Below are 22,975 nucleotides of genomic sequence, written 5' to 3' on the forward strand. Positions count from 1 at the left end.
GAGCCAGGATCAAACTCTCCAATAAAGTGTTTGATTGCTCATTAATGTAAAACTTAAAAATTGATCAGGGTTCTTTTTAAAAAGACCCGTTTCACGCTTGGCTTTTGTTCAGTTTTCAAAGAGCTGAAATGGCTTGTTTTCATCCTACCATTTTTGCTTTTGTCGCTTATTGGCGACTTTATTAATGTACCACACCACTTTGCCGATGTCAACAAAGAATTTTATCGTGTGTTGTCGCGAAATCAGTTTTTCCAACGACGAAAAATAATATACCATCTTTTCGAGTTTCAATCAATACATTTTTCAAAAATAACTTCATGAAATATATAATTTCTATTTCAATCGGATCAACAAGCATTTCTAGACAAGAAAAAAGGCCGACCCTATTAAAGAGTCAGCCTTTCATTAAAAGTAAACTAAATTTTATCGATGTCTCATTTGCGGGAAGAGGAGTACGTCACGGATTGATGGCGAGTTCGTCAACAACATCACGACACGGTCAATTCCGATTCCAAGTCCACCTGTTGGAGGAAGACCATACTCAAGCGCCTCGATAAAGTCTTCATCCATCATATGCGCTTCATCGTTTCCTTCTTCGCGTTCTTTCAACTGCCCTTCGAAACGCTCACGTTGATCGATCGGATCATTGAGCTCGGTAAAGGCATTTGCATGTTCACGTCCGACGATGAAGAGTTCAAAGCGATCCGTAAAACGTGGATCATCCGCATTCTTCTTGGCTAATGGAGATATCGCCGTAGGATGACCATAAACGAATGTAGGTTGAATAAGCTTTTCCTCAACGAAGTGCTCGAAGAATTCATTGACGACGTGGCCAAATGACATCGTTTCCTGGATAGGAACGTTATGTTCTTTTGCAAGTGCCCGTGCTTCTTCGTCACTCAGTTCCTTCCAGAAATCCACACCGGTGTGCTCTTTGACTGCATCAACCATATGGATACGAGCCCATTCAGGCTTCAAGTCTACTTCGTGGTCACCATAAGTGATTGAAGTTGTGCCAAGGACCTCCTGTGCTACATGTGCAATGAGATTCTCAGTAAGCGTCATAACATCTTTGTAATCCGCGTAAGCTTCATAAAGTTCCATCATCGTAAATTCAGGGTTGTGTCGTGTAGAGACACCTTCATTACGAAATACGCGTCCGATTTCATACACTTTTTCCATACCGCCGACAATCAATCGCTTCAAATGAAGTTCAATTGCAATACGCATATAAAGTTCCATGTCAAGGGAATTATGGTGCGTAATGAATGGACGAGCAGAAGCGCCGCCAGGAATCGAGTGCATCGTAGGCGTTTCTACTTCAAGATATCCATTGTCATCGAGGTAGCGGCGCATCGATTGCAGGATCCGGCTGCGTGTCACGAATGTATCTTTGACTTCTGGATTCATGATCAGATCGACGTAACGCTGGCGATACCTCTGCTCAATATCTTTTAACCCGTGATGCTTGTCAGGAAGCGGACGCAGAGCTTTTGACAACAACGAAAACTCTGTTACCTTGACAGACAACTCTCCTACTTTCGTTTTGAACGCTATCCCTTTTACACCGACAATGTCACCGATGTCGATCGAGCTGAACAGATCATACTGCTCTTCTCCAACCGCATCTTTTCGGACGTATAACTGGATTTGACCGGTCAGATCCTGAATATGGGCAAAACCAGCCTTTCCTTTTCCGCGTTTGGTCATAATCCGACCCGCAAGTGCCACTTCATGGTTTTGTTCTGTAAGATCTTCCTTCGAGATCTCTCCAAAACTCTTTGCCATGGATTCTGCTGTCTGGCTGCGATCAAAACGGTGTCCAAATGGATCGATGCCGAGGTTTCGCAGTGTATTCAATTTCTCGCGCCGAACGAGCAGTTGGTCATTTAATTCGACGTCTTGACTCATCTATATCACTCCTAAAGTTACCTATTTCACATCTAAAATGTTGTATCTGATCGTTTCCCCATATAGTGTGATACGGATATCATCACCTTTTCGCCTTAAAAGAAGTTCCCTTCCGAGTATGGACTCGATGGAGATGTAGTTACGTAAAGGCGAGGCTTCTACAGGGTGTACGAGTTTATATGTTTCTACTTCATCCAAGAAAGGGTCGAAAAGTGTGACCTTTGATCCCAGGGTGACGGTGTCGTTCATTTTGTTTTCAGGCAATGGTTCAGCAGAATACAAAAGTTGTTCGAGGTCGGTGATCCGTTGGTTATAAAATTGTTCTTCCTCTTCAGTCATACTCGGTGAATTTCCGAAGGGGGTCTTCCTGCTTTCATAAACATCGATCAATTCCGTTGCCAACATCTTGATGCCTTCACTCGTGAGTCGGGTTACATCCTTACTCATACTCATCCTCCTAAATAAAAAGGTATTCATGTGCAGACACCAAGAGGTATGTAGCGGCTCGCCAAAAGCGGCGAGTCTTATCCTACTTTAACTTGTTTTGCTTCTACTTCTCCTACGTAATCCATCAAGACTTGTTCCATAAGATCACGCGATTCGAGTTCCATGATTTTATTTCGGACTTTTGCGTTTTTCGGCAGCCCTTTCAGATACCATGCAGCATGTTTACGCATTTCTTTGATTGCAACGTCTTCACCTTTCAAGGCAATCAGGCGATCCAAGTGCAGCATACATACTTTCATTTTTTCACGTGGCGTTGGGTCACCGTGCAGCTCTCCAGTTTCAAGGTATTGGACAGTACGATAAAGCATCCATGGGTTACCTAGCGCGCCGCGACCGATCATGACTGCATCACAGCCCGTGGTTTCGAGCATACGTTTTGCATCCTGAGGTGACGTCACATCACCATTTCCGATAACTGGAATAGAGACTGATTCTTTCACGTCACGGATAATATCCCAGTTCGCTTTACCTTCATACATTTGTACCCTTGTGCGCCCGTGCAACGCGACTGCTTTCCCGCCAGCTTCTTCGATCGCTTGTGCGTTTTCAACAGCAAGGATATGGTCTTCATCCCAGCCCATACGCATTTTTACCGTTACAGGCTTTTTCACTTCAGGGACAACTGCTGCAACCATGTCGTGGATCTTTTGCGAATCCAACAGCCATTTTGCTCCAGCATCACACTTTGTGATTTTTGGGACTGGGCACCCCATATTGATGTCGATGATATCGGCATTCGTGTAATCATCGACATACTTTGCTGCTTCAACGAGTGAATCTTTCTCACCGCCGAAAATTTGCAGACTGAGCGGTTTTTCCCGTTCATCTACATACAGCATGCGCATCGTTTTATCATTTTTGTGCAGGATTCCTTTGTCACTTACCATCTCAGCACAAACAAGACCTGCCCCGAATTCTTTCGCGATCAGACGGAAAGCAGGGTTACATACCCCTGCCATCGGAGCAAGAACGACGCGGTTATTCAGTTTGATGTCACCGATCTGAAACATCTTTTTCACCTCTTTACGTTAAATGTACTTTCTCAGGGGAAAGTTCTTCTACTGATATATTGAGAGCCTCTGTGACTTTTTGGATGTGATCTTGATCCGGCATCCGGTTCCCGCGTTCTATTTCACCGAGAATCGAAACGGATATATTCATTTTGTCGGCGAGTCCTTCTTGCGTGTAGCCTTTCAATTTTCGAAAAGCCCGAATTCGCCTTCCCCATTGTTCCGCTTCCATACGTAAACTCCTTTATTGTCAATTCGCTCTTCGATGATCTCCGAAAAGTTTTCATCCGTATGTGGAAAATGCAAGTCTGGTTGCAGCTCATAAAGCGGAATCATCACAAATCCTCTTTCGAGCATTCTTGGATGTGGAATTTTTAGTACTTCTGTTTGTATATTCTCTTGATTATACAATAAAATGTCAAGGTCTATCGTACGCGGACCCCAGTGTATCTCACGTGTACGCTTCAATTTGTTTTCAATGGTCTGGAGCTTACCCAAAAGTTCGAGTGCTCCAAGTTCAGTCCGTACAAGGGCTACCATATTCAAAAAAGCTTCCTGATCGGTATAGCCGATTGGTTCCGTCTCATAGATGGACGACGCCCTTTCTATCTGGGTACCATGAAGAGAGTCGATCTCTTTAAGGGCCCTTCTCAAAAAAACGGAACGATTTCCGATATTGGAGCCTAATGCGATAAAAACATCATTCATTTTCTCGACCTCTTGAGCTCAATCGCAACTGAATCGTAGTGACCTGGGATTGGCGGGTCAGGCTTGATGACTTTGACCGTGCAATGTATAACGATCTCGAATTTTTCAAGGATTGTTCGTGCAATCTCTTCGGCAAGCTTTTCAACCAGTTTTCTTGGTTCACCCTCAACGATTTCTTTTGTCAGTTCGTATGCCTGGCCGTAATGGACTGTACTTTCGATATCATCCGATCTTGCTGCGTCTTCCAGATCGCACTCGAGTACAAGATCGACATTGAAGCGTTGTCCCAGCTTCTGTTCTTCAGGATAGACACCATGATAACCGTAAAATTTCATGTTATTGATATAAATCTTATCCATTTTGAACGGCTCCCTTCTTCATCAACATTGCATCCATCATCATTGCCATTCGTTTATTCTCAAGGACATCATGCACACGTACAAGCTGACACCCTTTTTGGATTCCGAGACAAGTCGTTGCCCCAGTTCCCTCCATCCGTTCGTTCGTTTCAGTCTGTAATACACGTCCAATGAAAGATTTCCGGGAAGTCCCGAGGATCACAGGATAACCGAGCGCTGTCAAAACCTCCAGATTCGACATGACATCCAGATTGTCTTCATATGTTTTCGCAAACCCGATCCCTGGATCAAGGATGATGTTCTCATCTTTCACTCCTGCATCTTTAACAAGGGCGATACTCTCTCTTAAATCTCTTGCGATGTCGGACATCAAGTGGTTGTAGTTCTTGCCCTCTCTGTTATGCATGAGGATGATCGGAACTTGATAGTCTGCAGCGACTTGAGCCATCTGAGGATCAGCTTTTGCCCCCCAGATATCATTGATAATGTTCGCACCAGCTTCGATTGCCTTTTTTGCGACTTCGGATTTATAGGTATCGATCGAAATTGCAACGTCAAGGGCTTCTCTCACTGCTTTTATGATCGGTACCACACGTTCCAATTCCTCTTCTACAGTCACCTTATCAGCTCCAGGACGTGTTGATTCCCCTCCGATATCTATGATGTCAGCACCTGCTTGAACCATTTCTTGAGCATGTTCCACTGCCCGTTCAACAGAATCGAAATTTCCTCCGTCCGAAAAAGAATCCGGTGTAACATTAAGGATCCCCATGATCCATGTGCGTTCGTTCAGGTCTACCGTTGAATCATGAAACTGGATCATCCATGGTTGATGCTTCATCTCTTCTGCCATAAGGAGACGATCGATTTCTGCACCTAGTTGGGTAACATCCTTCATTTCACTCTCAAGCAACAGGTTCACTGCACTTTTGATTCCATAAGGGTTTCCGAGAAGAATCGCATCTGTCTGTTCAGCGTCAAGCTGCTCAGCATCTTCATGAATAATACATTCCTGCCCTTTAAGCAACAAAGTCTGTTTCAACTGCCAAGCTGCTTTTAAAGGAACATCTTCGACTCGGATGACTGTTTTATTATCGATTAATCGTTTCCGCCGTAAGCTCTCGATTTTTGCACCCACAGACATCAATTCGTTCATCGCATCTGTTTCATTTTTCGGATATATGAAAATCGGGTTATACATCATCGTTAAAATCCTTTCTCGTTTGTTCAAAGCTTGTTACGGGCCTTTTCATAACAACTGAACAATTCATTCGTGACGTCTCCGCTCTTCCCTTTAAACGTTGTGTTGTCTATTCTGCTGATCGCTATGATTTCTTGAATCGAATTAGTTATGAAGCATTCTTCAGCTTGAAGCAATTCTTCTTTCTTAAACTTGCCTACTTGAACCGAGATACCCAGCTTTTCACAAAGAGACAGAACATATTGCCGCGTAATGCCGTTCAAAATTCCAGTATCAATGGTAGGGGTGTAGAGGGTATCTTCTTTCATCCAGAATATATTCGAGGTGATTCCCTCCGCAACATATCCTTCATCTGTGAGGAAAATCCCTTCAATTGCCGGGTCTTGCAGTTCTTGTTTAGCAAGGAGGTTGTTTAGAAAGTGATGGGATTTTAATCGCATCTGGCCTTCAGGTGTATTCCTGGGAATCGCCAGTACCTTCGCTTCTTTCTCTTGCAGCGTTACCGGCGCATCAGCCAGCTCTCCTCCATATACCATAAAGGTAGGATCTTCGAATTCAAGTGTCTTTAAAGCTGGTGCACCATTTCCAGCTGATATGTTAAGCCGTATGCTCGCATTTGTCCACCCATTCAATTGTAAAAGCTGTTCAATGATGCTTTCAATTTCAGCTTGGCTGATCACTTTCCTGATGTTCAAATCATGCAATGCATTATTCATTCTTTCCAAATGTTCAATTAACAAAAAGGGGTGGCCTTCATAAATCCGAAAGGTTTCAAAAACACCAATCCCATATAAGTAGCCATAATCGAATGGCGAAATCGAAGCTTCGGTATCTTTAATAAATTTACCGTTTAAATAGACGTACATGCCATTTCACGCCCATATGTGTTGGTGAAGTTCCGTAACAGCCGCTTACCGTCTGGAGTCATTATCGATTCCGGGTGAAATTGGACCCCTTCGATTGGAAATGACTTGTGACGGATGCCCATGATCTCGCCTTCCGCTGTTTCTGCTGTGATTTCAAAACAGTCAGGCAGGGTTTCCCGCTCTACAATCAAGGAATGATACCGCGTTGCCATGATTTCCTTAGCCAGCCCCTCATATAGGGTTGTACCATCATGCCGGATCGGTGAGGTCTTTCCGTGCATCAAACGTTCTGCGCGGATGACTTTGCCCCCGAATACTTGAGCAATCGACTGATGGCCGAGGCATACTCCGAGGATCGGGATTTTTCCAGCAAAATATTCGATCGCCTTCAAGCTGATTCCTGCTTCATTTGGACTGCATGGCCCTGGAGAAATCATCAAATAACTTGGACTTAATTCTTCGATTTCTTCTATCGTAATATCATCATTTCGTCTGACAATCAGTTCCTCCCCAAGTTCTCCTAAATATTGAACGAGATTATAGGTGAAGGAGTCGTAATTATCAATCATGACTATCATGGTTTACACCTTCTTCATCGTGTCTTGTTCGCTTAGTTCTTTTGCATGCCATAGTGCCTTTGCTTTTTTCAGGCTTTCTTTGAACTCAGCTTTTGGATCCGAATCAATGACAATCCCAGCTCCTGCTTGGACATGAGCTGTTTGATCCTTACAGATCATCGTACGGATCGCAATGTTCAATTCTGTATCTCCATCAAACCCGATCCAGCCGATAGAGCCTGTATAAACGCCTCTTCTAACAGGTTCGAGTTCCTCAATGATTTCCATCGTTCGTACTTTCGGTGCACCTGTGATCGTTCCTCCAGGAAACGTTGCCCGGATCAAATCAACCGTATTTCGATCAGGATGCAGCTCACCTTGGACATTCGATACGATGTGCATGACATGTGAATATTTTTCGATCACCATGAATTCATTCACTTCGACCGTTCCATAATTACATACTCTACCTAAGTCATTGCGTTCAAGATCTACCAACATGACGTGTTCTGCACGTTCTTTTTCGTTTTCGATCAACGTTTTAGCTAGTGCTTCATCTTCTGCTGGATTCTTACCTCTTGATCTTGTACCGGCAATTGGACGGGTGCTGACATGGTTGCCTTTCTTTTTGACAAGCAGTTCCGGTGATCCGTTGACAAGCTGAAACTCCGGCGTTTGGAAATACCCCATATAGGGTGATGGATTGAAATCTCTCAAATGCTCATAAATTTGGATTGGATGAGATTGGAGCGGCTTTGATTGGCGAACTGATAAATTTACCTGAAAGACATCTCCGCTGCGGATATACTCCTGCACTTGACGAACAGCAGATTTGAACTGCTCTTCATTCATCGAAAATTCTTCAGCTTGCGAGTGGTTGAAAGGAGCTGATGGAGACTCTTTGGACTCGAACTTCCCGAGCCATTGGCGCTCCATTTCTTCAAGCTTTCTAATTCCGGCAGCCCTTTTCTCTTCTAGGGTATGCGTGACAAACGTAAGCTTGTCCATTTGTTTATCCAAAACGATAAAGTCTTCAAAAATAAGGAAATAGATGTCCGGCATTCCCAAATCGTCGATCGTATCTTCTGGGAGATGTTCAATCTGGCGTGCAACATCATAATTGATATAGCCAATCGCTCCGCCTTTGAAATCAGGAAGTTCCAATTCGTCTGTTTCGTTAATGATGGTGTATGTCTCTAAATAACTTTGAAGCTGATCGAGCAAATCTCCTTCTCTTGTTTCAACACCATACTTTGATTCAATCATCAATGTTTGATCTTTACCGGTCACCATAGCAGATGGTGACCTTCCGATAATGTGGTACCTTCCACCTCTTCCGCTTTCTAAAAGGACATGATGGGGTTCATTCGCGCTTATATTTTTAAATCGATCAAACCAGTTTTCTGGATAACCGTTAATTGTTTTCGTCAACCGTACTTTCTTCACTTGCATAGAAGTCCTCTCCTACGTTCAATTTCCTCTTTCATTGTACATGAACATAAGGGGGAAGACACGCAAAAACAGTCTCCAGTTATTTACAATTAAGGTGTATTAAAGGATAGTGTCAATCGTCAAGGATAAGAGCAAGCGAAATTCGTGATACTCCTGTGGGAAAAAGCGAGCCAGGCAAGACCTCACAGCGAGGAAGGAGGTTTGCGGATCGCCCGCAGAAAGGGAGTGAATTTCGCAGTAATCTATAATCCTACAATTGAAAAAGAGACTGGCATTTTCGCCAGTCTCTATGAATGCTTTTATTCTTCTTCAAATTGATATAGCGGTGTGCTCAAGTAGCGTTCTCCGTTACTAGGTATGATCGCCAACACTTTTTTACCTTTTCCTAGTTCTTTTGCGACCTTCAATGCAGCTGCAATTGCTGCTCCAGACGAAATTCCTCCAAGCAGTCCTTCTTCTCTTGCCGCTTTCCTCGCATATTCAAACGACTCCTCTGTTGAAATCGTTAATACTTCATCATATAAAGATGTATCCAGGATAGAAGGTACGAACCCAGCACCGATGCCCTGGATTTTATGTGGACCTGGATTACCGCCTGATAAAACAGGTGAATCTTTCGGTTCGACGGCATATAGTTTGATCGATGGATATTTATCCTTCAGTACTTGGCCTGCACCGGTAATGGTACCGCCTGTTCCGATGCCAGAAACGAATGCATCAAGCTGTTCACCCATTTGTTCAACGATTTCCTTGCCAGTTGCATTTTTGTGGACTTCTGGATTTGCTTCATTCATGAATTGCTGCGGCATGAAATAGCCATTTTCCTTTGAGAGCTCTTCTGCTTTCGCAATTGCGCCTTTCATTCCTTCAGCTCCAGGAGTCAAGACAAGCTCCGCTCCATAAGCACGAAGAAGATTTCGACGCTCCATACTCATTGTGTCCGGCATAACAAGAATGGTACGATACCCTTTTGCAGCTCCGACCATTGCAAGACCAATCCCTGTGTTTCCACTGGTCGGTTCGATAATCGTATCACCGTCTTTTAATGCACCATCCTTCTCAGCAGCTTCAACCATCGCTTTTGCGATACGGTCTTTCACGCTGCTTCCGGGATTCATGAATTCCAGTTTCAAATAAACATCCGCGTCGTTCTCCCCTGTAAGCCGGTTCAGCTTGACGACCGGTGTTTCTCCAATTAAATCAACAATCGAATTTCCTACTCTCATCACTTTCACTCCTTTAATTCCTAGTATTTTCATAGGAATAATGTTGGAACTATCATATCATTATCAGAATGTTAATTCAATTATTCTGAACCATACTCCCATTTAACATCTAGTTCCTTCCAAAGCTGTTCTGGATTGAAGGTGGAATCCATTTGTTGAAGTGCTAATTGTCTTCTTATCTGCCCTTTCACTTTCTCAAACTCATACTTGTTTCCTGGTTTTTTATCATGGAGCATCACAATCCCATACCCATCATCTGTTTGAACGGGATCGCTCCACTCGTCTTTTTCGAGTTCAGGAATGACATCGAAATAAGCAGGTTCGACATAATTACTGGAGGTGTCTACCCATCCCATGGCACCTCCGCTTGGAGCAGAGAACTCATCGATTGAACGTTCCCTTGCAAGCGTTGAAAATGATGAACCACTCTCAAGCTCATCAAGCACTTGATTTGCTTCTTCTTCAGTCTTTACAAGGATCTGCGAAATTTGAAATAAAGGCTTGAGGTCATAAAGGTGCTCATTCTCTTTATAATATTTACGCAGTTCTTCCTCTTTGATGACGACATCTTTCGTAATCAATTCTTCCAAAAGGATGGCATGCTTGATTTCTTCCTTCAACTGTTTACCTTCCATCACCTGGATGTCAGGATGTTCATGAGCATCCGCCCCCGCACCGACCATCCTTTGGTACAGTTCGATTTCCCGCTTCAGTTCTTCATCCGATACAGCTATATCATATTTTTTAGCGAGTTGTGCGACGACCTTTTTATCAATCATCTGCTTTAAAACATCTTTTCCGTATCGTTTCTTCAACAATTCAACCCATTCAGCTTCTGAAATCGATTCATTGCCGATCTGTGCGACACTGCCTGAGAGGTTCATAAGTAGATTTCCAGCTTGTTTACCGGAAGCATTGCTGCTAGCCTTTGCAAAATAAATAATCGATCCGATGTTCGTTAACAGGAGCAAAACGATCACACCGATTAGAATTTTCCGATTCATCCATTCTTCTCCTTACGCGCTTCTTCAGCAAGTGATTCTAGATCCTCTTTTGTATAGTGATAAGATTCATTACAGAAGTGACAAGTGGCATCTGCTTTTCCATCTTCATTGATCATATCTAGAATTTCCGCTTCACCGAGACTGATGATCGCATCTGCAAATCGTTCGCGTGAACAACTGCATGAGAACGAAACTGGTGACGTTGATAGGATTTTGACATTTTCTTCACCTAAGACGTTATATAACAATTGTTCAGGGCTATCTCCTGACTCAATCATCTTCGAAACGGGATCGATATGCTCCAGCCGCTTTTCGATGAACGTGATCATTTCCTCTTGTGCCCCGGGCATAACCTGGATGACAAATCCTCCCGAAGATAGGATTGAGTTATCCGGATTCACAAGTACACCAACCGCAACCGCAGAAGGAATTTGCTCAGAGGATACGAAATAGTACGTAAAATCATCTCCAAGCTCACCGGATACAAGGGGAACCTGACCAGTGAAGTTTTCCTTCATGCCAAGATCTTTGATGACAGACAAGTGTCCGTGTGTCCCAACGGCCCTTGCTACGTCCAGCTTTCCATGCTTATTCAAATCGAAATGGACGTTCGGATTTGATACATATCCTCTCGTTTCGCCTTTCGAATTCGCATCTACGATAATGACTCCAATCGGTCCTCCACCTTCAATTTTTACTGTCAATTTATTGCTTTCACCTTTCAACATAGATGCCATCATCGTAGAAGCGGTCATGGCACGGCCTAGTGCGGCAGAAGCGGTAGGCAAGGTTTTTTGGCGGCGTTGTGCTTCCCCTACCATTTCAGTTGTATCTGCTGCATAAGCACGGATATTCCCATCAAAGGCTAGTGCTTTTACTAAGTAATCGGACATTGAGAATCTCCTTTCTTAATGAAGTTCTGTATTTTTATGATAGATCAACTGCAAGCCTTTCAATGTCAGGAACGGATCAACAACATCAATGATGGGAGACTCTTCTCCGATCAGATGGGCTAAACCACCTGTCGCAATGACCAATGGTTCTTCCTCAGCCTGTTCTTTCATCCGTTTGACAATGCCTTCTACTTGACCGACATACCCATAAAAAATACCAGCTTGCATCGCACTTACAGTATTCTTACCGACCACCTGAGCAGGTTTTGTGATTTCGATCCGAGGTAATTTAGCGGCATGTGTATAGAGGGCTTCAGTGGAAATGCTGATCCCTGGTGAAATCGCTCCGCCTAAGTAGTTTTTGTTTTTATCAATATAGCAATACGTTGTTGCTGTACCGAAATCGACGATGATCAACGGTGAATCATATTCATTCAATGCTGCAACCGCATTGACGATACGGTCAGCACCGACTTCTCGCGGGTTTTCCGTTTTTATGTTCAAACCAGTCTTGATTCCAGGACCGATGATGAGCGGCTTGAGGTTAAAGTATTTCTCACACATTTTCTCGAGCGGAAACATAAGTGGAGGCACTACCGATGATAGGATGATCCCATCAATGTCGTTAAAGCCAAGACCGACATGTGTCAGCAAATTGGAAATGAACATTCCATATTCATCTTCGGACTTTTTCCGGCTTGTACCGACGCGCCAATGATATTTAAGATCGTCTCCTTCATAAACTCCGAGGACGATGTTTGTATTTCCTACATCCATTACTAAAATCATGTCATTCCCCACTATCTATACGAATTCTATCTTTAGTTATAACATAAACATCCGTTGAAAACATCAAAGATCAAGCCCGGGATAGAGTCAAGGACTTGTGGGAGCTATTAAATAATAATGTTGTTAGACATCACTTCCCGCAATCACTTATAACGGACATCAGGGACCTTATTTCGCAAATTTCATAGGAAATCAGCTGCTTTGTTCACAAATAACGGCTGTGGGGTCCGTTAACCAAAAACAGGCTTTGGGGTCTCGCATAGCTCGCTGTTCACGCAGGAGTGTCCTAAATTTCGTTTAAAATCAACATCTTAGCTCATTAAAGTATCCAGAAGATCTTCATCCTTTGTTATTGCTCGTTTACCAATGTAAGAGATTACTTACCTTTATCGAAATAAAGTAGTACCTTAATTCAAAAAAGATGCCCCATTCTGGGCATCTTTTTAAGGAAATATTATTCTCTATTCTCTGAATCGGAATCCTTATTTTCATCAGATTCCTCTGAAGTGTTTTCTTCCTTTTTCGTGATATTGACCTTCACATCATCGGAAGACTCAGGTTTATCCTTCGGGTATTCATATCCTTCAGGCATTTCACCTGTTTCAAACAGGGATTTGATCTGTTCGCTATCGAGCGTTTCGACTTCTTTCAACGTCTCAGCAACCAGATTCAATTTATCCTGATGTTGGACAAGAATTTCCTTACAGTGATTATATGCTTCTTTTATGATCTTTTGGACTTCAAGATCGATTTCATGAGCAATTGCATCACTATAATTTTGTTCATTTTGAATGTCACGGCCTAAGAATACATTACCGCCTTGGCCTTGCCCGAATTGCATCGGACCGAGTTTTTCACTCATTCCGAACTCAGTGACCATACGACGAGCGATGCTTGTAGCACGCTGGAAGTCGTTGCTTGCGCCGGTACTTGATTCATTGAACGAAATTTCTTCCGCTACACGTCCGCCGAGCAATCCAGTGATCTTGTCGACCAATTCTGGCCTAGTCATGAAGTAACGATCTTCTTTCGGCAAGGTAACCGCATATCCACCAGCTTGGCCACGTGGAACAATCGTGACTTTATGGACAACTTCTGCATTATCAAGAACAAGACCGATAATCGTATGTCCTGCTTCATGATAAGCAACGATGTTCTTTTCTTTTTGGGAAATGACACGACTCTTCTTGGCAGGACCGGCAATGACACGATCTGTCGCTTCGTCGATGTCTTCCATTTCGATCTGTTTCTTATCATGTCGAGCAGCAACAAGGGCTGCCTCATTTAACAGGTTCTCAAGGTCTGCACCAGAGAATCCCGGGGTACGCATTGCAATCGTTTTGATATCGACTGAATCTGCTAAAGGTTTGTTACGCGCATGAACTCTAAGTACCGCTTCACGGCCTTTGACATCAGGACGACCGACTGGAATTTGACGGTCAAAACGTCCAGGACGCAATAATGCTGGGTCCAGAATATCTGGTCTGTTCGTAGCCGCCACGATAATGATTCCTTCGTTCGCACTGAAACCATCCATTTCAACGAGCAACTGGTTCAAGGTTTGTTCACGTTCATCGTGACCCCCACCAAGACCCGCGCCACGTTGACGACCTACAGCATCAATTTCATCGATGAAAATGATACACGGTGAGTTCTTCTTCGCGTTCTCAAATAAATCACGGACACGGGAAGCACCGACACCGACAAACATCTCGACGAAATCCGAACCACTGATTGAGAAGAACGGCACACCTGCTTCACCGGCTACAGCTTGAGCAAGTAATGTCTTACCTGTTCCTGGAGGACCTACTAGCAGGACACCCTTTGGAATACGTGCACCGAGTGATGCGAATTTACGAGGATCCTTCAAGAATTCAACGACCTCGATTAATTCTTGCTTCTCTTCATCTGCACCCGCTACGTCTTTGAATGTAACTTTTTTCTTTTCTTCACTGTAAAGCTTAGCCTTACTTTTACCAAAGTTCATGACACGGCTGCCGCCACCCTGAGCTTGGTTTAGAAGGAAGAAGAATAAGATGAATATGATGACAAATGGAATAATGGAGGTAAAGAAGGTTACCCAACCGCTCGTTCCTTCAGCTTCCTTTATTTCAACATCTGCACCCTCCACCTGTGCCAGGACATCTTTAGTCATGTCCGGTGGGATGTTAGTAGTGAAAGTCGTCTCATCGTCATAAGACTTCAGCTTACCTTGTAGAACGTAAACCTGATTCTTAGGCTGCATCGTAAGAGACTCGATTTCACCATTTTGTAGAGCTTCGGTGAAATCACCGTATTTTAATTGTTTAACGTCGTTGTTGTTGCCATTGAAGAAACTGACGATCCCAACAACAACAAGGAATATTAATAAGTAAAATATTGTATTTCTAAAGATGCGATTCATCCCTTACCTCCTCTCGCATACAAGCAAATCATAATTTATAGTATCATATCTGTTCATTAATTCACAACTCATTGGCCTTGGTAGACTTCCGGTTTTAATACACCAATGAATGGCAGGTTCCGATAACGCTCAGCAAAGTCTAAACCATAACCTACGACAAAGGCATCTGGGACGATGAACCCTGCAATATCGGGTTTCAAATCGACCTTACGCCCTGTTGGCTTATCCAATAGGGTGACGATCTTAATAGACTTCGCTTTCCGGTGCTTGAACAACTCAACGAGATAATTCAGCGTCAGTCCGCTGTCAATGATATCTTCTACAATCAAGATATCCCGGCCTTCAATCGAAGTGTTCAAATCCTTGATGATTTTGACCTCACCAGAAGATACTGTAGAGTTTCCGTAGCTTGAAACATCCATGAAATCAAGTTCTACATGGATATCCATACGTTTTACAAGATCCGCCATAAAAGGTAATGCACCTTTTAGTACACCGATCACAAGCGGGAAGCGATCTCTGTATTCATCTGATAATTGTGATGCGAGCTCATGCACCTTTTCTTGAATTTCTTCCTCAGAAATCAAGATCTCCTGCATATCATTTCTCATAAGTATGTATTCCTCCTAGACCTCATGCCTGATATTTTGAAAAGATAAAGACATCCATTGTTCGCTGCTGCCATATGATGGGCCTAAATCAGCATGTTTTACACCTGGTATCCAGATGATTTTACCTGATGAATCTGTGACAATAGGCCAAATATCCCTAAGTGGCTTTGGTAGTTTCGCGTCAATGAACACATCTTTCACTTTCTTAGATCCCTTCATTCCAGCTGGCTGGATGCGATCACCATATTCCCTCGTTCGAACGAATAATGGTAATTGAAGTTGAGAGGGATGAAAGATGAAATGATTTTTCCCCTTCGCGCCAGTACTTTCCTCATCTACGATACGGTAAATCAGTTTCCCTACAGGCAATTCATACGTTTGGCCGATTTCCAAGCAGTATGTAAAGGAATGTGGTGTATCCGACTTTTGAAACGTGAAAATACATTTGTCGTATTCACGCCTGACAATGAGACCGGCTGGCAAATGCATTTTCCCAGAGGGGTTATCCGACTTCATCAAATGTATACAATCCTTGATATGAATAGATGTAATATTGGTCATATCCAATTGATAAAGATAGTTTAATATTAGATGAATCCCTCTTCTTTGTAAAGGAATTGCCATCTTGAGAAAGCGTGGTACAGACAATGTCAATTCTTTGTCACACTTTTGCAGAATAACGTTCACAAGTTCCTTTTCTGTCTGTTTCTGAAGATATTTCTCCTCCTCAGCCATCCGTTCACTCAGTTGCTGAAATTTTGCATGTGTGTTCGGATTTTCTTCTTTCAAGAACGGCAGGACGGTTTCCCTGAATCGATTCCGCTTATATTTATCACTCTTATTACTAGGGTCGATCCGATAAGGAATTTTTTCGTCTTTACAATAATGTACAAGTTCGTCCTTCGTTATTCCTAGAAATGGACGGATGATCCGACCATTCGAAAAAGGGCGCGTCACCGGAATGCCAGAAAGCCCTACATGCGCAGCTCCTCTCACCATGTTCATCAGGATAGTTTCAATTTGATCGTCTCCATGGTGTGCAAGAGCCAAGCAATCTGCTTCATATTGCTGCATTACGGAGTCGAAAAAATCATAACGCAGTGTCCGTGCAGCGAGCTGTGGAGATTCACCCGTTTCTTCTATATATAATGGAAGGTTCTTTTGTACTCGTTCAATAGGTACATTGTGAGTCAGGCAGAATTGTTCGACACACTCTCCATCCTTAACGGATTCCCGTCCTCTGAACATGTGGTCCATGTGGGCAGCGATGATCTTCAAATTCAGTACAGTTCGTTTTTTCAGCAAATAATCGAGTAACGCCATCGAATCCGGTCCGCCGGAAACGCCGACCACGATGATAGAATCTTTACTCAACAGCTTATGCTTTTGAACGAATCGATCTACAGCCTCTAACATGAAACTATCCCCTTCAGTTGGCGGTTATGTGGGTGCCAGTGTTTAAGAAATCATCGCTATCATAGAAGAAGGTGTGACTGTTGTCAATATTTACACTTGGACGTTTCACATTGTTTGTCCCATCAAGTAAACGACATAAAAGACAAACAAAAATAGGAATATGAGTGCTGCTTCCATGATGTGGCGGCGTTTTTTGATCTTTTTCTGCCGATTACGTCCAGAACGGCCAGCCATCGATTGCTGCTGGGCTTGTGGCGATGAGGTCTTTCCTTTGTGAGCAGTTGCAGTCGGTTTAGATACTGACTTCTTCGAATAAAGCTGCAGTAAATCCTGCCTCATTTCAATTGCATTTTGATAGTGACCATGAAAAGTTTTATAAAGAATCGGTCGATATTTTCCTAATATACGATTATGGTCGATCTGTTTTTTTAATTGCGTCCATCCGCCCTCTTTTTTATCAAAGCGCTTCGGATAGCCGTAGTTCATGATGATCATCCCGACTGCAAAGAGATCATAAGCTGGTTCAGCCCGTCTAGAACCCAATCCCCAAAATCCACGATCAAAAAACTCCGTATACTCTTTAATCGCCCTTCCCATCATCGTCGTTCCTCCGACATCGAGCCATCGGATTTTTGGTGGTGGACCAGATATGAGAAGATTATCAGGTTTGAGATCACCGAATACCCAGCCTGCCTTATGCAAATCTGCCAAATCGCCGAGAAGCTGTAACAAAAGAATTCCAAACCACTCATCTTTACGCTGTCTCATAAATACGAATAACGACTCACCTTGCACATATTCCATGACATAGAATGGTACGGTACCTGATCCTGTCACCCAATCATCCATTTCGATAAAAGAAGGCCCAAGTGTTTTCCCCTGGACCTTCGATAGATGCTTGAGCACATTTACTTCAGATGTAATCGACAGTGTATCGCGGCTGACTTTAATAGCTACTTGAGCACGGTCACTTTTTGCGAGATAGACAGTACCGGTCGCACCTGCTCCCAATTCGCGCAGGATCGTATATTGCTTACGGTTCCATTTCCCGGAAATAACTGATCCGATCGAAAGATTAACTTCCGGATTCTTCGATGTATTCATCATTATCACCTAGAAGCTTCCGCTTAGATCGTTTATCTCCAAAGAGTTCCAGTGCCTCTTTCAAAGCAGGACCTGTCGGTGTGATCCCGCCTGTCGATATTTTCTTGAACGTTTTCGCTAATGTATCAAGCTGAGGTGTCCAATCTTGAAGCTTTTCAATCGGCTGTTTCTTTCCTGGAAAGGCATAGATCGAAAATTGATTGTTTCCTGTCCTTGAATTTAAGGAGATCGATAAATCAATCAACGATTCTTGAACAGTCGGAAGTTTATCGTCCATACTCGCTGATATATCCACGAGAATCAAGACTTCCAGATTGACGGTTTCTCCAATCTCATCGACGACCTCCATAACTTGTCCACGTTTTTCAGGCGGTAAATCTTCCATTTGTTGTTCATCACCCAGGATGTGTGTCAGTTCTTTATTGATCATCCCATGGATGGTTTGTGTCATTGCCTTCTGTGTGACCATTTTGACAGTTTGAGCGAGTTGTGTCGCATACACGATTTGACTTACTCCTCCACCGCTCATTGCAATATCTTCGACTTCTTTCAATCCATGTTCACCATAAGCTTCATTTTTTGATAGAATCCCGATGACATTGATCGCAATCCCTTGTTCCCTTGCCAGCGCCGCAATGGCGACTGGATCTTCACCATGATTCGAACATCCGTCAGTTATCAATAGGATTTGTCGTAATGTACCCTTACTCATGCCAAAAATCCCCTCTCGAATTTTGATATTACCATGATAGTCAAGGTGGAGGGGATTTATACTAGATTTCATAGACTACGCTTGCTTCCGTAGCTTCTTATTTTGATGCGGAATGGTCGACCACTTCGGGATATTACGGTTGATCTTCGTTACGACAACTGTCATATCGTCTTCTATTTGCCCGTAATCTGCCCTGATCACCTCCTCGAGAAGAAGGTCAGCAATGAGTTGCGGGTCATCTGAGTTGATTTCCCGGATTTTTCTCTTCAGCCAGGCGTCTATATTTTCAACATTCTTCGGTCCTTCATAGATTCCATCGCTCATCATGATCAGATAATCCCCGGCTTTCAATTGATCACTTACAACATCGACATCAAAATCTTCGATGATTCCCATTGGTAGATTGCTTGCTTCGATCATATGCACTTGATCACCGCGTTTTACAAAGCTAGGACTTGACCCGATTTTCAAAAATCGTATTGTCGCATCTTGCAGATCGATCATCGCTAGATCGAGAGTTGAAAAGATTTCATCTGTCGTCCTTAGGGACAGGATGGAATTCACAGATTTGATTGCTGTCGTTTCGTCGATTCCCGATTGAAGGATTTTCTGAAGCAGTTTAAGCGTCTCGTTACTTTCCAAATGGGCTCGTTCACCGTTCCCCATCCCGTCACTGATTGCGACTGCATGCTTACCAGCTCCAAGCTCGATGGTAGAATGGCTGTCCCCGGAAAGCCACGCTCCCCCTTTTGCTGCACTAGCCATCCCTGTTTCAACCACAAAATTTTGGGAGGAACGGAACACGACATGACAATACCCGTTTGGATATGCCGCGCATTCTTCCTCTTTCACCACGATGGTTTCATCCAAAATATCAGACAATAACGGAGCGATGACCTTTTCAGATTCTCCGCGTCCATTGCAATAAGGAATGCTCATTTCGATATCAATACTACCCTTATCTAGAGAATAGATTTCAATATTCCCAACCTCAAGGCCGATGTCATCTAAAGCTTGCTTTACGTTATCTTCTTGAACCTGATGATTTTCCCTCTCCCGTTGGATCTCTTTCGCAAAATTATCCATTACTTGTGAAACACCATGAAGCTGTTCAGCCACAAGCCGCCTGCTTTCCTTCACTTGCTGTTTCAGCTTGATGTTCGCATGATATTGCCCGAGCTCGTATTGAATTGTATCAATCACTTTTTTCGAACGGACACAGTGTCGCTCCCAGTCCTTTTGCAGTTTTCGGTCATTCAATTTACCTTGCGGGTTGGTTTCCGCCATGATTTCAGCCATATAATCATACGTTTTTTCAAAATTATTCACCCAGCAATGCCGCTTTTTAAAGCAATTCTGGCAGGTTTTTTCTGTGACATTACTTAGGAACATATCAAGCTCTCGCTTGTCTTCATCTTCTATCATACTTGTCGCACTGACTGTTGAAAAACTATTAGACAACGTCTGGAACAGATTGGAGAACTGTTCTACACGGCTTGCTGTGACATCTCTGACCTTCCTGAGATATTGCTGCTGCTCTTGCGTATATTCCTTCGTACCAGGTATATAGCGGGAAATCTTCGATATGGCTTTATTCGGTGTCAGAAGGAACAACCCTACTGCAACACACGATTCTAATAACGTGGTCGTAAGAATACCGTTCTCTGGTCCATAAAGCCCTAGCAGCAATGTTCCGATGAATAACCCGATACTCACCCCGATTTTTCTACCTTCTTTTAATAGGCCTCCTAATAAACCCGAAAATGCCAGAAGGCTCATCTGATAAAGACTAGCGATATTCGCAAGGCCAAGAATAAGACCTGTAACTACCCCTACTGTCGAGCCGATTGCCGCTCCACCTACAAAGGCGAATATTAAAACAAGGTACCGGGACAGAACATGTTCAACAGATAACTCATAGAATTGCCAGCCGATCGTACCGGTCATAACTGAAGCTAAAAGAATGATGAAGCATACAATTTCTTCATTTTTCAATGAATGCTGGATTTTCTTCAATGAGAGCAGCGGAATACTTTGGATGAAAATCAATGTCAAAATACTGCTCAACCCAGCTTCTATAACAACCATAAGAAGACTTCCCGTCGTGATAGGTTCTGATAAAAATGAAAGAATACTCATTCTGGTTATGAAACTAGCAACAAAAACGGTGATCGGTAAAATTTTATACGTCTGTTTCGCTATATTCGTCACAATAGAATGGATGACGAAAAATACGGCCAGTCCGATTGAAACAAATAATCCTGTTTGATCAAAAGTCGTCAACGCACCCGTCAGCAATGCAATAGCGGCAACACCAGCGCGTTCACGCTTAAGGAACAAAACCGCTCCGAAAAACGGAAGCGCAAAGGGAGATAACTCTGAAAGGATGAGCGCCCGTCCTAACAGAAAGCCTGTACAAAATAACAGTAAACTCCAGTGGAGGAGAAAGCGTTTGGCTCCATCGGAAACCCCTTTCACTTGCATTGATACACTTTTCTTCAACCTCTCAACCACCGCGATCTTACGTAGTAGATGGCTGCTTTCGGATCCTACCTTTTGCATCAACCCCACCCCACTCGTTAATAGTTTCGTGTTTGTCTATTAAAACACAGGAAAAATACTTTTTTTGTCAAACGAACAGACACAGATGGAAAAACTTCTCGACGGGTTACGATTCCGAGCGCCAATAAGATTCAATTTTCAGATAATTATAAGAGGGGTAAAAGTGTTGGAAAACCCTGGCATATATATAGCAACTGACCTTATCCATAATCCGCCAAGAGAAGTAAAAATATGGCGAAGCATCTATAACTACGGTGAAAGAGTTGATAATTCTACATGTGTTGGGGAATAAAAGCCTTAACATAGCTGTTTTTGCGAGGAGAGTCGAATGGATTTATGAGGACCTCAAATGGAGTTTGTCCGTCTCGAAGTTCATGAAGCTCTTACATCAGTTAATTTCATAAAGCTCTTTTCTAAAAGAGTTGCTTTTGAGTCATTTTTAAAAACTCACCTTGTGCAAGTTGATTGGAGAGCAAGGTGCGAGACTCCTCGAAAATGAAAATCACATTTTCTTCGTGCGATGTAACGCTGCCGAAGCTTTCCTTGTCCTGCGGGATCAGCGTGCCTACTACCTGAATAATCTCCTCGCAAGGCATGCGACGAGGAAGCTCGCATCGACAGGACTTTCTTGTAGACGCAGGAGCACAAATGCTTCCTTGATAAGGAGACTCCTGAGGTCGCAAGGCGACGAGTGGGCTCACCGCACGCCCCGCGGAAAGCGAGCATCCTGGAGCGGAAATCAACGACTTTTAAAGAAAACTTGGCGAGACCAAGCCTTTTGTAGGTCGAGCCTTAGTTGCCCTTATACTGAAGAAAGTATTTTATACTTTCTTTAAGTGCAAGAGCAACTAAGTTTGCGAAAACAGCCTTTCATAAATATTTCTAAATAAAAAACTGTCCAACGCATTAGCGGGACAGTTGTCATTATATTTGAAATGGTGACCCCTACGGGATTCGAACCCGTGTTACCGCCGTGAAAGGGCGGTGTCTTAACCACTTGACCAAGGGGCCTGATTTATTTGATGAAAGTTAAAAATCAATGTTTTATAAACGAAAAGATTCGCAGTTTATCATTCGTCGTATTTTTTAACCATTTAAATGATGTTAAAAAATCGGCGGATTAGAAACAAGAAGATTGAGGCACGACAGATTTGAGGAAGGCTACTACTTGAAAACACATCATGCTGCCTTGCACCGAGGAAACTTTGTTCGGTAGTATTACCTTGCAGACGCAGGTGCATAATGTTTTTTCTACGTTAGTATCACATAACCTCTTTATGAGAACCGGAAAATCCGAGTAACGAAAAGATTCGCAGTTTATCATTCGTCGTATTTTTTAACCTCTACTAAAATGGTAGCGGCGGAGGGGATCGAACCCCCGACCTCACGGGTATGAACCGTACGCTCTAGCCAGCTGAGCTACACCGCCATTTTGAATACGTTTTAAAGACACAACAAAAATAATACAAGATATCTCGAATCCCGTCAATAACTTTTTTACATTTTTATTTTAGGCTCTTTTCTAAAAGATTGTTGCTTTTGGGTCATTGTTAAATAACCACCTTGTGCAAGTTGATTGGAGAGCAAGGTGCGAGACTCCTCGAAAATGAAAATCGCATTTTCTTCGTGCGATGTAACGCTGCCGAAGCTTTCCTTGTCCTGCGGGATCAGCGTGCCTACTAC

22 protein-coding genes and 2 tRNA genes are annotated in these 22,975 nt (G+C 43.1%); all 24 read right to left on the reverse strand.

The window, feature by feature from the left end; all coding sequences use genetic code 11:
• Positions 1-423: 423 nt before the first annotated feature.
• Complete coding sequence (lysS, locus tag ACTWQL_RS24290; protein ID WP_443144938.1) at positions 424-1,911, reverse strand: lysine--tRNA ligase; 1,488 nt, start codon at positions 1,909-1,911, stop codon at positions 424-426.
• 21 nt (positions 1,912-1,932) lie between these two features.
• The gene (locus ACTWQL_RS24295) at positions 1,933-2,358 is read right to left on the reverse strand and encodes a GreA/GreB family elongation factor (protein WP_443144939.1); all 426 of its coding nucleotides are present in this window, start codon (positions 2,356-2,358) and stop codon (positions 1,933-1,935) included.
• Between the two features lie 77 nt (positions 2,359-2,435).
• The gene (gene dusB, locus ACTWQL_RS24300; protein WP_443144940.1) at positions 2,436-3,428 is read right to left on the reverse strand and encodes a tRNA dihydrouridine synthase DusB; all 993 of its coding nucleotides are present in this window, start codon (positions 3,426-3,428) and stop codon (positions 2,436-2,438) included.
• A gap of 13 nt (positions 3,429-3,441) precedes the next feature.
• Positions 3,442-3,660 carry a helix-turn-helix domain-containing protein gene (locus ACTWQL_RS24305; protein ID WP_443144941.1) on the reverse strand — a complete coding sequence of 73 codons (219 nt, stop codon included), beginning with the start codon at positions 3,658-3,660 and terminating at the stop codon, positions 3,442-3,444.
• The gene (gene folK, locus ACTWQL_RS24310) at positions 3,612-4,136 is read right to left on the reverse strand and encodes a 2-amino-4-hydroxy-6-hydroxymethyldihydropteridine diphosphokinase (protein WP_443144942.1); all 525 of its coding nucleotides are present in this window, start codon (positions 4,134-4,136) and stop codon (positions 3,612-3,614) included. The genes ACTWQL_RS24305 and folK overlap by 49 nt, the downstream gene beginning before the upstream one ends.
• Positions 4,133-4,495: a dihydroneopterin aldolase gene (gene folB / locus ACTWQL_RS24315; RefSeq protein WP_443144943.1), complete on the reverse strand. Its 363-nt coding sequence runs from the start codon at positions 4,493-4,495 to the stop codon at positions 4,133-4,135. Before folB ends, folK begins: the two co-directional genes overlap by 4 nt.
• Entirely contained in the window at positions 4,488-5,348 is an 861-nt protein-coding gene (gene folP, locus ACTWQL_RS24320) for a dihydropteroate synthase (RefSeq protein ID WP_443144958.1), read from the reverse strand. The genes folB and folP overlap by 8 nt, the downstream gene beginning before the upstream one ends.
• A 374-nt stretch (positions 5,349-5,722) precedes the next feature.
• Entirely contained in the window at positions 5,723-6,562 is an 840-nt protein-coding gene (gene pabC, locus ACTWQL_RS24325; RefSeq protein WP_443144944.1) for an aminodeoxychorismate lyase, read from the reverse strand.
• Positions 6,547-7,140 carry an aminodeoxychorismate/anthranilate synthase component II gene (pabA, locus tag ACTWQL_RS24330; protein WP_443144945.1) on the reverse strand — a complete coding sequence of 198 codons (594 nt, stop codon included), beginning with the start codon at positions 7,138-7,140 and terminating at the stop codon, positions 6,547-6,549. Before pabA ends, pabC begins: the two co-directional genes overlap by 16 nt.
• Before the next feature lie 3 nt (positions 7,141-7,143).
• Positions 7,144-8,571, reverse strand: coding sequence for an aminodeoxychorismate synthase, component I (gene pabB, locus ACTWQL_RS24335; protein ID WP_443144946.1), 1,428 nt, complete (start codon positions 8,569-8,571; stop codon positions 7,144-7,146).
• A 299-nt stretch (positions 8,572-8,870) separates the two neighbouring features.
• Positions 8,871-9,800 carry a cysteine synthase A gene (gene cysK, locus ACTWQL_RS24340; protein WP_443144959.1) on the reverse strand — a complete coding sequence of 310 codons (930 nt, stop codon included), beginning with the start codon at positions 9,798-9,800 and terminating at the stop codon, positions 8,871-8,873.
• Between the two features lie 77 nt (positions 9,801-9,877).
• Positions 9,878-10,801 carry a peptidyl-prolyl cis-trans isomerase gene (locus ACTWQL_RS24345; RefSeq protein WP_443144947.1) on the reverse strand — a complete coding sequence of 308 codons (924 nt, stop codon included), beginning with the start codon at positions 10,799-10,801 and terminating at the stop codon, positions 9,878-9,880.
• Positions 10,798-11,694, reverse strand: a complete 897-nt coding sequence (gene hslO / locus ACTWQL_RS24350) for an Hsp33 family molecular chaperone HslO (RefSeq protein ID WP_443144948.1) — start codon at positions 11,692-11,694, stop codon at positions 10,798-10,800. Before hslO ends, ACTWQL_RS24345 begins: the two co-directional genes overlap by 4 nt.
• A 15-nt stretch (positions 11,695-11,709) precedes the next feature.
• Positions 11,710-12,483, reverse strand: coding sequence for a type III pantothenate kinase (locus ACTWQL_RS24355; RefSeq protein WP_443144949.1), 774 nt, complete (start codon positions 12,481-12,483; stop codon positions 11,710-11,712).
• Between the two features lie 454 nt (positions 12,484-12,937).
• Positions 12,938-14,887: an ATP-dependent zinc metalloprotease FtsH gene (ftsH, locus tag ACTWQL_RS24360; protein ID WP_443144950.1), complete on the reverse strand. Its 1,950-nt coding sequence runs from the start codon at positions 14,885-14,887 to the stop codon at positions 12,938-12,940.
• Positions 14,888-14,955: 68 nt separating this feature from the next.
• The gene (gene hpt, locus ACTWQL_RS24365) at positions 14,956-15,498 is read right to left on the reverse strand and encodes a hypoxanthine phosphoribosyltransferase (protein WP_443144951.1); all 543 of its coding nucleotides are present in this window, start codon (positions 15,496-15,498) and stop codon (positions 14,956-14,958) included.
• A 15-nt stretch (positions 15,499-15,513) separates the two neighbouring features.
• Positions 15,514-16,914, reverse strand: coding sequence for a tRNA lysidine(34) synthetase TilS (gene tilS / locus ACTWQL_RS24370; RefSeq protein WP_443144952.1), 1,401 nt, complete (start codon positions 16,912-16,914; stop codon positions 15,514-15,516).
• A 105-nt stretch (positions 16,915-17,019) separates the two neighbouring features.
• On the reverse strand, positions 17,020-18,018 hold the full coding sequence (locus ACTWQL_RS24375) for a protein kinase domain-containing protein (RefSeq protein WP_443144953.1): 999 nt from the start codon (positions 18,016-18,018) through the stop codon (positions 17,020-17,022).
• Entirely contained in the window at positions 17,990-18,730 is a 741-nt protein-coding gene (locus tag ACTWQL_RS24380; protein ID WP_443144954.1) for a VWA domain-containing protein, read from the reverse strand. The genes ACTWQL_RS24375 and ACTWQL_RS24380 overlap by 29 nt, the downstream gene beginning before the upstream one ends.
• 75 nt (positions 18,731-18,805) lie before the next feature.
• On the reverse strand, positions 18,806-21,292 hold the full coding sequence (gene spoIIE / locus ACTWQL_RS24385) for a stage II sporulation protein E (protein ID WP_443144955.1): 2,487 nt from the start codon (positions 21,290-21,292) through the stop codon (positions 18,806-18,808).
• Positions 21,293-21,705: 413 nt separating this feature from the next.
• Positions 21,706-21,888, reverse strand: coding sequence for a hypothetical protein (locus ACTWQL_RS24390; RefSeq protein WP_443144956.1), 183 nt, complete (start codon positions 21,886-21,888; stop codon positions 21,706-21,708).
• A gap of 340 nt (positions 21,889-22,228) precedes the next feature.
• Positions 22,229-22,303 (reverse strand) — tRNA-Glu (locus ACTWQL_RS24395).
• Positions 22,304-22,644: 341 nt separating this feature from the next.
• Positions 22,645-22,721 (reverse strand) — tRNA-Met (locus ACTWQL_RS24400).
• A gap of 68 nt (positions 22,722-22,789) precedes the next feature.
• Positions 22,790-22,975 (reverse strand): hypothetical protein (locus ACTWQL_RS24405; protein ID WP_443144957.1); only part of this gene is annotated, 186 nt, incomplete at its 5' end.

Source organism: Pseudalkalibacillus sp. R45 (assembly GCF_052246725.1).
In the GTDB taxonomy this organism is placed as follows: Bacteria; Bacillota; Bacilli; order Bacillales; family Fictibacillaceae; genus Pseudalkalibacillus.